The organism is Hydrogenophaga sp. FW305-3-2-15-A-LB1 (genome assembly GCF_058787875.1).
Genome location: NZ_JBYTAE010000138.1, coordinates 1 through 8,183 on the forward strand (window position 1 = coordinate 1; position 8,183 = coordinate 8,183).

Consider the following 8,183-nt stretch of genomic DNA (forward strand, 5'->3'; position numbering starts at 1 on the left):
CACCCGCCCCGGCCGCGGGCGGCGCCGACGAGATCAGCTTCATCTGGCCGGCCCAGGGCACCGTCATCACGCCGTTCGACGAGGCCAACAACAAGGGCGTGTCCATCGCCGGCAAGATCGGCGACCCGGTGGTCGCGGCGGCCGATGGCCGTGTGGTCTACGCCGGTGCCGGCCTGCGCGGCTATGGCAACCTGATCATCCTCAAGCACAACAACACCTACCTCACCGCCTACGCCCACAACCAGGCGCTGCTGGTGCGTGAGGACCAGGCCGTGCGCCAGGGCCAGAAGATCGCCGAGATGGGCAGCAGCGACACCGATCGCGTGAAGCTGCACTTCGAGGTGCGCCGCCTGGGCAAGCCGGTCGACCCGATGGGCCACCTGCCCAAGCGCTGAACACCGGCGCGGCATGGCCTGGCCGGTTCTCGTCTTCGACATCGAGTCCATTCCCGATGTGGCCGGGCTGCGCGCCCTGCGCGGCGCGGCGCCCGAGTTGACCGACGAGCAGGTCCACGCTGCCTGGCTGGCCGAGCGCAAGGAAAAGGGCCAGAGCGACTTCGTGCCGCTGCACCTGCAGCGCGTGCTGGTCATCAGCTGCGTCTTCCGCAACGCCGAAGGCCTGCGCATCCACTCCTTCGTGGACCGCGACGGGCAGAGCGAAGGCAAGGTGGTGCAGGCCTTCTTCCATTCCATCGAGAAGCACACGCCCCATCTGGTGAGCTGGAACGGGGGCGGCTTCGACCTGCCGGTGTTGCACTACCGCGGCCTGCGCCATGGCGTGGAGGCCAGCAAGTACTGGGACCTGGGCGAGGACGACCGCGAGTTCAAGTGGAACAACTACATCAGCCGGTACCACATGCGGCACCTGGACCTGATGGACCTGCTGGCCATGTACTCGCCCAAGAACAACGCGCCACTGGACGCCATGGCCAAGCTCTGCGGCTTTCCAGGCAAGCTGGGCATGGACGGCTCGCAGGTGTACGCGCAGTACCTGGCGGGGCAGACCGAAGAGATCCGCCGCTATTGCGAGACCGACGTGATGAACACCTACCTGGTGTACTGCCGTTTCCAGAAGATGCGCGGCGGGTTGACCGAGGCCGAATACGAGCAGGAAATCGCCATGGTCAAGGAGACGCTGGGCAACCTGGCCCCGGCCGAGCCGCACTGGGACGAGTACCTGCGGGCCTGGGCCTGAGACAATCGGGGGATGACAGCGTCCTCCCTCCACGAAAACAGCCTTCTCACCACCGCCAGCACCGAGGCGGCCCACGAAACAGCGGCCAGCACCCTGCCTGAGGGCTGGCTCGCGATCGAATCTCTCGACATCGATGCCCAGGGCATCGCCCGCCGGCCCGACGGCAAGGTGGTGTTCATCGAAGGTGCGCTGCCCTTCGAGCAGGTCAGCGTGAACGTGCATCGCAAGAAGAACAACTGGGAAGCCGGCACGGTGACGGCGATCCACCGCGAATCCTCGCAGCGCGTGCGGCCCGGCTGCCCGCACTTCGGCCTGCACGCCGGCGCGTGCGGCGGCTGCAAGATGCAGCACCTGCACGAGGCCGCCCAGGTGGCCGTCAAGCAGCGCGTGCTGGAAGACAACCTCTGGCACCTGGGCAAGGTCAGGGCCGAGACCATGATGCGCCCCATCGAAGGCCCGGCCTGGGGCTACCGCCACCGCGCGCGCCTCTCGGTGCGCCACGTGCACAAGAAGGGCGAGGTGCTGATCGGCTTCCACGAGCGCAAGAGCCGCTATGTGGCCGACATGAAGGTCTGCCCGGTGCTGCCCGCGCACGTGAGCGACATGCTCATGCCCTTGCGCGAACTCATCTTCGGCATGGACGCGCGCGACACCTGCCCGCAGATCGAACTGGCCAGCGGCGACGACGTGACGGCGCTGGTGCTGCGCCACCTGGAGCCGCTGAGCGAGGACGACCGCGCCCGCCTGCGGGCCTTCGGCCTCCAGCATGGCGTGCAATGGTGGCTGCAGGCCAAGGGGCCGGACACGGTCAAGCTGCTCGACGAGGGTGGGGCGGTGCTCTCGTACTCGCTGCCCGAGTTCGGCATCACCATGCCGTTCAAGCCGACCGACTTCACCCAGGTCAACCCGTACATCAACCGTGTGCTGGTGGTGCGCGCCCTGCGCCTGCTGGATGCGCAGGCGCACGAGCGCGTGATCGACTGGTTCTGCGGCCTGGGCAACTTCACCCTGCCGATCGCCACGACGGCGGGCGAGGTGCTGGGCATCGAAGGCAGCGAGGCCCTGGTGTCGCGCTCCCGCGAAAACCTGGCGGGCAACCAGGCCGGCCGGGACCGCGCGCTCGCGCCCACCACCTTCGCGGCGCGCAACCTGTTCGAAATGACGCCCGAGCAACTGGTGGCCGATGGCGTGGCGCAGAAGTGGCTGGTGGACCCGCCGCGCGAGGGCGCGTTCGCGCTGGCCAAGGCCATGGCCGACCTGCACCAGAACCCGGCCCTGCGCGGTGACTGGACGCCGCCGCAGCGCATCGTCTACGTGAGCTGCAACCCGGCCACGCTCGCGCGCGACGCGGGGCTGCTGGTGCACCAGGCGGGTTACCGCTGCGTGGCGGCGGGGGTGGTCAACATGTTTGCCCACACGGCGCACGTCGAGAGCATGGCGGTGTTCGAGCTGGACCCGTCGAAGGTGCCGGGCGCCGATGCGGCGCCGGCGGTGGCCGACGAGGGCTGAATCAGGACTTCTGCGATTCGGCGCCGGGCTTGGCGCCGTCGGCTGCGGCAGGCGCGGCGCCGGACTCGGTTTCGGAGGGCATGCCCACCACCGAGTTCTCGCGCATGTACTGGTCCATCTCGCGCCAGCCGGCGAACACGGCGGCCTTGCCGGCGCGCGGGTAGTTGCTGAAGCAGCTTTCGATGCTGCGCACCGCATGCCGGCAGGCGCTGCCGATGGCCTTGCCCTCGGCTTCCTTCTTGGCCGCGACCTGCGTGGCGGTCTCGATGCCCAGCGCTTCGCAGCCGGTCAGCAGGCTGACGGCGGCCAGGAGGCAGAGGGTGAGGGCGGTGTGTCGCATGGCTGTGCAGTGGGTTTCAGCCTTGTTTCGGCGCCTGGGGCCCGAACTTGACGCCCCAGGCGGCAAAAATGTCACATTGCCCGTGCGACAGGCCAAGAAAAAGGACCCGAAGGTCCTTTTTCGATGGGCGAGGGCCCGTTTACTCGCGGTCGCCGCCGAACATGCCCAGCAGCATCAGCAGGCTCTGGAAGATGTTGAACAGGCTCAGGTACAGGCCCAGGGTGGCGGTGATGTAGTTGGTTTCGCCGCCGTCCACGATGCGCTTGAGGTCGTACAGCAGGTACAGGCTGAACACCACGATCGCCAGGGTGGCGATCACGGCCATGCCGGCCGGGCTGCCCACGAACACGTTGATGATCGCGCCGATCATGATGGCCAGGGCGCCCACGAAGAGCCACTTGCCCAGACCGGAGAGGTCGCGCTTGATCACGGCCGAGAGGTTGGCCATGATGAAGAACACGCCGGCCGTGCCGCCAAAGGCGGTCATGATCAGGCTGGAGCCGTTGGAGAAGCCCAGCACCGCCGCCAGCAGGCGCGAGAGCATCAGGCCCATGAAGAAGGTGAAGGCCAGCAGCACGGGCACGCCGGCGGCGGAGTTCTTGGTCTTCTCGATCGCGAACATGAAGGCGAAGGCGCCGCCCAGGAAGACGATCAGGCCCAGGCCGCCCGTGAGCGCGGCGGTGATGCCGGTCTGCACGCCGATCCAGGCGCCCAGCACGGTGGGCAGCATGGACAGGGCCAGCAGCCAGTAGGTGTTGCGCATGACTTTGTTGCGCAGCGCATCGGAAGAGACGGCGGTGCCGAAGCGGCCGCTGGTCTGTGCTTGGTCGGTCATGGTGGTGATCTCCTTCATCATCTGACGCCCTAGGCCGGTCGCTGCGCGTCGGAATGACGCGCAACCGGCGAAATTGCATTGTAGGAGGCTGGTCCGCCGTGAGCATCCGGCGCGGGACAACGCATTTTTGGTATGGTCACTTGTGACCTCTGGTGTGCCAATGCACGCGTTATCGTTCGCACTTTGCGCCCGGGCGGTAAGCTCCCGCTCTGCAATTCCTTCTCTGATCCCCCATTTAGGACCAAGTTCATGAAAAACAAGGCAATGCTCGAAATCGCCGACGTCAAACTCATCGCCGCCGCGGCCGAAGCCGAGGCGGTGAAGAACAACTGGGCCGTGACCATCGCCATCGTGGACGACGGCGGACACCTGCTCTGGCTGCAGCGGCTGGACGGCGCGGCCGCGATTTCCGCCCACATCGCCCCCGCCAAGGCCCACACGGCCGCCATGGGCCGGCGCGAGAGCAAGATCTACGAAGACGTGATCAACCAGGGCCGCATGTCCTTCCTGAGCGCGCCCACGCTCTCGGGCATGCTCGAAGGCGGTGTGCCCATCCTCAAGGATGGCCAGTGCCTGGGCGCGGTGGGTGTGAGCGGTGTGAAGTCGACCGAAGACGCGCAGATCGCGCGCGCGGGCATTGCTGCGATAAACTTGTGAGCTTTGCCGGGTGGCACACCCGAAAAAAGTGCCTGGCTAACGGGACCTTCGGCCCCTTGGCTGGCTAAAAACGACGCGCGGGGATGGTGATGTCCCCGGGTCGCCCCACGATGAAAAAACGGTGCGAGGCGGGCTTGCGCTGCCGCCTGGTTACTTGGTGAGGATCAGCTTGCCCTGCCGCGTCGCGTGCAGCCGATAGAGCGATCCGTTGTGATGAATGGCCACCACCTTCTGGCCGCGAAGCAGTTCGGCGCTGGGCAGCACCGGCACGGGATGGCCTTCGTGCAGGAGCTGCAGCGTCGTCGGCGCATCGGGTGCGGTTGCGTTGGCGGGCGCGGGGGTGGTGTCCGGGTTCGGGTTCATGGCGTGCCTGGTTCCGTGATGAAGCCGATCTTGCGCACGCCGCTGCGCTGCGCGCTGGCCATGGCTTGCGCCACGCGCTCATAGCGCACCGCCTTGTCGCCACGGATGTGCAGCTCGGGCTGGGGATCTTGCGCGGCCGCCGCCGCGAGGCGGTTGGCGAAGTCGGCGTCTTCCACGCGCTGGTCGTTCCAGTAATAGACACCGTCCGCATCCACCGACAGGCGGATGTTCTCGGGCTTGTCCAGCACCTTCTCCATGCTCGCCTGGGGCAGCTCGATGTTGACCGAGTGCTTGATCACGGGCACGGTGATGATGAAGATGATCAGCAGGACCAGCATGACGTCGATGAACGGGATCATGTTGATCTCGCTCATCACCTCGTCGCTGTCCGATTGGGTTCCGATGGCCATGGCGGGTCCTTACGAGGCCTTCTTCATCGGCAGCACCTTGCCGTCGGCCGCGCCGGCGGTGACGCGGGCGCCGGTGACGAAGTAGGCATGCAGGTCGTGTGCGAAGCGGTTGAGCTGGTGGCTGATGCCCTTGTTGCCGCGCACCAGGGCGTTGTAGCCCAGCACGGCGGGAATGGCGACCAGCAGGCCGAGCGCGGTCATGATCAGCGCCTCGCCGATCGGGCCGGCCACGCGGTCGATGCTGACCTGGCCGGCCGCGCCGATGCTCAGCAGGGCGTGGTAGATGCCCCAGACGGTGCCGAACAGGCCCACGAAAGGCGCGGTGGAGGCCACCGAGGCGAGCACCGACAGGCCGCTCTGGGCGCGGGCGGTGTGGTCGTCCACGCTCTTGCGCAGCGAACGCTCGACCCAGTCGCTGACGTCCAGGCTGTCGTGCAGCTGGCGCTGCGGCGGCGTGCCGTTGTGGCCGTCCTTGTGCAGGATGTGGCGGGTGGCTTCGCGGCCTTCCAGGGCCACGCTGCGGAAGGGGTTGCCTTCGGACGAGCCCAGCTTGTCCAGGCCTTCGGCGAAATCGGCGCTGTGCCAGAAGCCTTCGATGCCCTTGGCCTGGGCGCGCTGGGCGCGCTGGTCCAGGGCCTTCCACAGGATGATGACCCAGGTGGTCAGGGACATCGCCAGCAGCACGATGGCCACCGAGCGGGTGACCCAGTCACCTTGTGTCCAGACGTGGGCCAAGCCCGTCGAAGCGATTTGCGGATCCATGATTCTCTGACTCCTGGGGAAGAGGTTTATTCCAAAACGAAATTGATCGGGATGTTGAACCACATGGCTTCAGCCACCCCGTTGCGCTTGCCCGGCACGTAGCGCCAGCGCAGCACGGTCTGTACGGCGGTCTGGTCCAGCCGGTCGAAGCCGCTGGAGGTGCGGACCTCGGCCTTGCTGGCCGTGCCGTTGGTCTCGATGAACACGCGCACCACGACCTTGCCCTGTTCGCCCATGCGTTTGGACAAGGCGGGGTAGGGCGGGCGCGGGTTGTTCAGGTAATCGGCGCTGCTGGAGGGCAGCTCCACGCGCGGCGGTGCGGGTGGCGCTGGCGGCGCGGGCGGGGCCGGTGGCGCGGGCTCGGCGGCCACGACGGGCGGCGCGGGTTCCGGGGGCGCCACGACGGGCGCCATGGGCGAGGGCTCCTGCTGCAACACCGGTTGCGGCGTGGGCTCGGGGCGCGCGATGGGCTTTGGCTTGGGCTGGGGCTTTTGCACCGCAGGCGCAGGCGGTGGCGGCTCGGGAATGATCTGCGGCTTCGCCGGCTCGATGATCTCGGCCAGCACTTCGACCGGGATCACCATCTCCACGGCGCGGCGCAGCAGACCGCTCTGCAGAGCCCAGACGGCCAGCACATGAAAGCCCACCACCGCGCCCACCACCAGGATGCGGCGGTTCATGCGGCGCGGTGGGGCGTCAGGCGAGGGGGAGATGGGAGGCGCCATGGTGGCGCTGGCGGTCGGCATGGTGAAGTCGGAAGAGGCTCGGCAGGACGGTGGCGTGGGGCCGTGGTGAAGGCCTCGTTATGAACTATCTGTGTCGAAAAATCCACCACGCGGCGATCAGCATGAGCATGAGGCTGGCGCCGAGGACAGCGAGGCCGGTGGTCATGGAAATCCCTTTCGCGTGGGTCGACAGTGCGACGTGTGACAGGAAACTGCTATCGATTCTAAACGAGAATGTTTCGCATTCTCATGATTGTGCCAAAAAAGAGCGGTTTTTTTTAGCGGCCGGTGGGCGCCAGCACCGTGGAGGCCTCTGCCAGCGTGCGGCAACCGGTGAGCGCCATCGCGATTTCCAGCTCGTCGCGCAGCAGGCGCAGCACATGGGCCACGCCGGTCGCGCCCGCGGTGGCCAGGCCGTGCAGCACGGGGCGGCCCACCAGCACCGCACTCGCGCCCAGGCCGATGGCCTTGAGCACGTCGGTGCCCCGCCGGATGCCGCCGTCCACCAGCAGGGGCAGATCGCCTTGCACGGCTTGCGCGATGCGGGGCAGGGCGTTGGCTGTGGTGATGGCGGTGTCGAGCGTGCGCCCGCCGTGGTTGGACACGATCAGCCCCGAGGCGCCGCAGGCCACTGCCTGGCGGGCATCGTCGGGATGCAGCACGCCCTTGAGCAGCACGGGCAGGCGCGTGATCGAGCGCAGCCAGGCCACGTCGTCCCAGCTGGGCGCGTGGGTGAGCAGGTCGTCGAACAGGGCGCTCTGGCCCGCGGCCAGTGTGTGGGGCGGCGGGTGGCGCAGGCCAGTGAGGTTGACCGCACCGATGCCGGCCGGCAGCCGAAAGCCGCTGCGCCGTTCGCTGTCGCGAGCGCCTTGCACCGACGCGTCCACCGTGAGCACCAGCGCTTCGAAGCCGGCGGCTTCGGCGCGCTGCACGAGTTCGGCCGTGAAGCCCCGGTCGGGCTGCAGGTAGAGCTGGAACCACAAGGGACCGCGCCCAGGCTCCGGCAGGAAGCGGGCCGCGATCTCGTCCAGCGGTGCCGATGCCTGGGTGCTGAACACCAGGCCCGCGCCCAGTGCGGCGGCGGCCAGGGCGGTGGCGTGTTCGCCATCGGGGTGCGCCAGGCGCTGGTGCGCCATGGGCGCGACCAGGATGGGGTGGGCGAGGGTTCGGCCGAGCAGCTCGACGCGGGTGTGGCCCCCGGCCAGAGGCTTGAGCACGCGGGGCAGCAGCTCCAGCGCGCGCCAGGCCTCGATGTTGCGGGCGAAGGTCAATTCGTCGGCCGCCGCGCCGAACAGGTAGGCCCAGCTGGCCTCGTCCAGCACGCCGCGGGCGTGGCGCTCGTGATCGGCCAGGGTGGTCACGCCCGGGGGCAGGGCTGGGTGCGTGTG

General features: G+C 68.0%; 11 protein-coding genes. 4 read left to right on the forward strand and 7 right to left on the reverse strand.

The window, feature by feature from the left end; all coding sequences use genetic code 11:
* The 3 genes from AC3WPZ_RS26930 to rlmD form a co-directional block, all read left to right on the forward strand.
* Window positions 1–395: peptidoglycan DD-metalloendopeptidase family protein (locus tag AC3WPZ_RS26930; RefSeq protein WP_492442413.1), on the forward strand; the 395-nt coding region annotated here is incomplete at its 5' end.
* A 13-nt stretch (window positions 396–408) separates the two neighbouring features.
* Window positions 409–1,194 (forward strand): 3'-5' exonuclease, encoded by a 786-nt coding sequence (locus AC3WPZ_RS26935; RefSeq protein WP_382320465.1) that lies wholly within the window; start codon window positions 409–411, stop codon window positions 1,192–1,194.
* A 12-nt stretch (window positions 1,195–1,206) separates the two neighbouring features.
* Window positions 1,207–2,703 carry a 23S rRNA (uracil(1939)-C(5))-methyltransferase RlmD gene (gene rlmD, locus AC3WPZ_RS26940; protein ID WP_382320463.1) on the forward strand — a complete coding sequence of 499 codons (1,497 nt, stop codon included), beginning with the start codon at window positions 1,207–1,209 and terminating at the stop codon, window positions 2,701–2,703.
* A gap of 1 nt (window position 2,704) precedes the next feature.
* On the opposite strand, the gene AC3WPZ_RS26945 is transcribed toward rlmD, so the two are convergent.
* Both AC3WPZ_RS26945 and AC3WPZ_RS26950 read right to left on the reverse strand, forming a co-directional pair.
* Window positions 2,705–3,043 (reverse strand): hypothetical protein, encoded by a 339-nt coding sequence (locus tag AC3WPZ_RS26945; RefSeq protein WP_382320461.1) that lies wholly within the window; start codon window positions 3,041–3,043, stop codon window positions 2,705–2,707.
* A gap of 139 nt (window positions 3,044–3,182) precedes the next feature.
* Window positions 3,183–3,878, reverse strand: a complete 696-nt coding sequence (locus AC3WPZ_RS26950; RefSeq protein WP_382156898.1) for a Bax inhibitor-1 family protein — start codon at window positions 3,876–3,878, stop codon at window positions 3,183–3,185.
* A 249-nt stretch (window positions 3,879–4,127) separates the two neighbouring features.
* On the opposite strand from AC3WPZ_RS26950, the gene AC3WPZ_RS26955 reads away from it, so the two are divergent.
* Complete coding sequence (locus tag AC3WPZ_RS26955; protein ID WP_382156900.1) at window positions 4,128–4,535, forward strand: GlcG/HbpS family heme-binding protein; 408 nt, start codon at window positions 4,128–4,130, stop codon at window positions 4,533–4,535.
* Between the two features lie 150 nt (window positions 4,536–4,685).
* On the opposite strand, the gene hemP is transcribed toward AC3WPZ_RS26955, so the two are convergent.
* The 5 genes from hemP to AC3WPZ_RS26980 form a co-directional block, all read right to left on the reverse strand.
* Window positions 4,686–4,898, reverse strand: coding sequence for a hemin uptake protein HemP (gene hemP / locus AC3WPZ_RS26960; protein ID WP_382156902.1), 213 nt, complete (start codon window positions 4,896–4,898; stop codon window positions 4,686–4,688).
* Entirely contained in the window at window positions 4,895–5,308 is a 414-nt protein-coding gene (locus AC3WPZ_RS26965) for an ExbD/TolR family protein (RefSeq protein WP_382156904.1), read from the reverse strand. Before AC3WPZ_RS26965 ends, hemP begins: the two co-directional genes overlap by 4 nt.
* A 9-nt stretch (window positions 5,309–5,317) precedes the next feature.
* A complete protein-coding gene (locus AC3WPZ_RS26970; RefSeq protein ID WP_382156906.1) occupies window positions 5,318–6,070 on the reverse strand; it encodes a MotA/TolQ/ExbB proton channel family protein in 753 nt (250 codons plus the stop codon).
* Between the two features lie 26 nt (window positions 6,071–6,096).
* On the reverse strand, window positions 6,097–6,816 hold the full coding sequence (locus AC3WPZ_RS26975) for an energy transducer TonB (protein ID WP_444686852.1): 720 nt from the start codon (window positions 6,814–6,816) through the stop codon (window positions 6,097–6,099).
* 257 nt (window positions 6,817–7,073) lie between these two features.
* Window positions 7,074–8,168 (reverse strand): alpha-hydroxy acid oxidase, encoded by a 1,095-nt coding sequence (locus tag AC3WPZ_RS26980; protein WP_492442417.1) that lies wholly within the window; start codon window positions 8,166–8,168, stop codon window positions 7,074–7,076.
* Window positions 8,169–8,183 lie beyond the last annotated feature (15 nt).

Coding starts and splice junctions, on each gene's coding strand:
- AC3WPZ_RS26935 (WP_382320465.1), top strand. CDS start 409: ATGGCCTGGCCGGTTCTCGTCTTCGACATCGAGTCCATTCCCGATGTG.
- rlmD (WP_382320463.1), top strand. CDS start 1,207: ATGACAGCGTCCTCCCTCCACGAAAACAGCCTTCTCACCACCGCCAGC.
- AC3WPZ_RS26945 (WP_382320461.1), bottom strand. CDS start 3,043: ATGCGACACACCGCCCTCACCCTCTGCCTCCTGGCCGCCGTCAGCCTG.
- AC3WPZ_RS26950 (WP_382156898.1), bottom strand. CDS start 3,878: ATGACCGACCAAGCACAGACCAGCGGCCGCTTCGGCACCGCCGTCTCT.
- AC3WPZ_RS26955 (WP_382156900.1), top strand. CDS start 4,128: ATGAAAAACAAGGCAATGCTCGAAATCGCCGACGTCAAACTCATCGCC.
- hemP (WP_382156902.1), bottom strand. CDS start 4,898: ATGAACCCGAACCCGGACACCACCCCCGCGCCCGCCAACGCAACCGCA.
- AC3WPZ_RS26965 (WP_382156904.1), bottom strand. CDS start 5,308: ATGGCCATCGGAACCCAATCGGACAGCGACGAGGTGATGAGCGAGATC.
- AC3WPZ_RS26970 (WP_382156906.1), bottom strand. CDS start 6,070: ATGGATCCGCAAATCGCTTCGACGGGCTTGGCCCACGTCTGGACACAA.
- AC3WPZ_RS26975 (WP_444686852.1), bottom strand. CDS start 6,816: ATGCCGACCGCCAGCGCCACCATGGCGCCTCCCATCTCCCCCTCGCCT.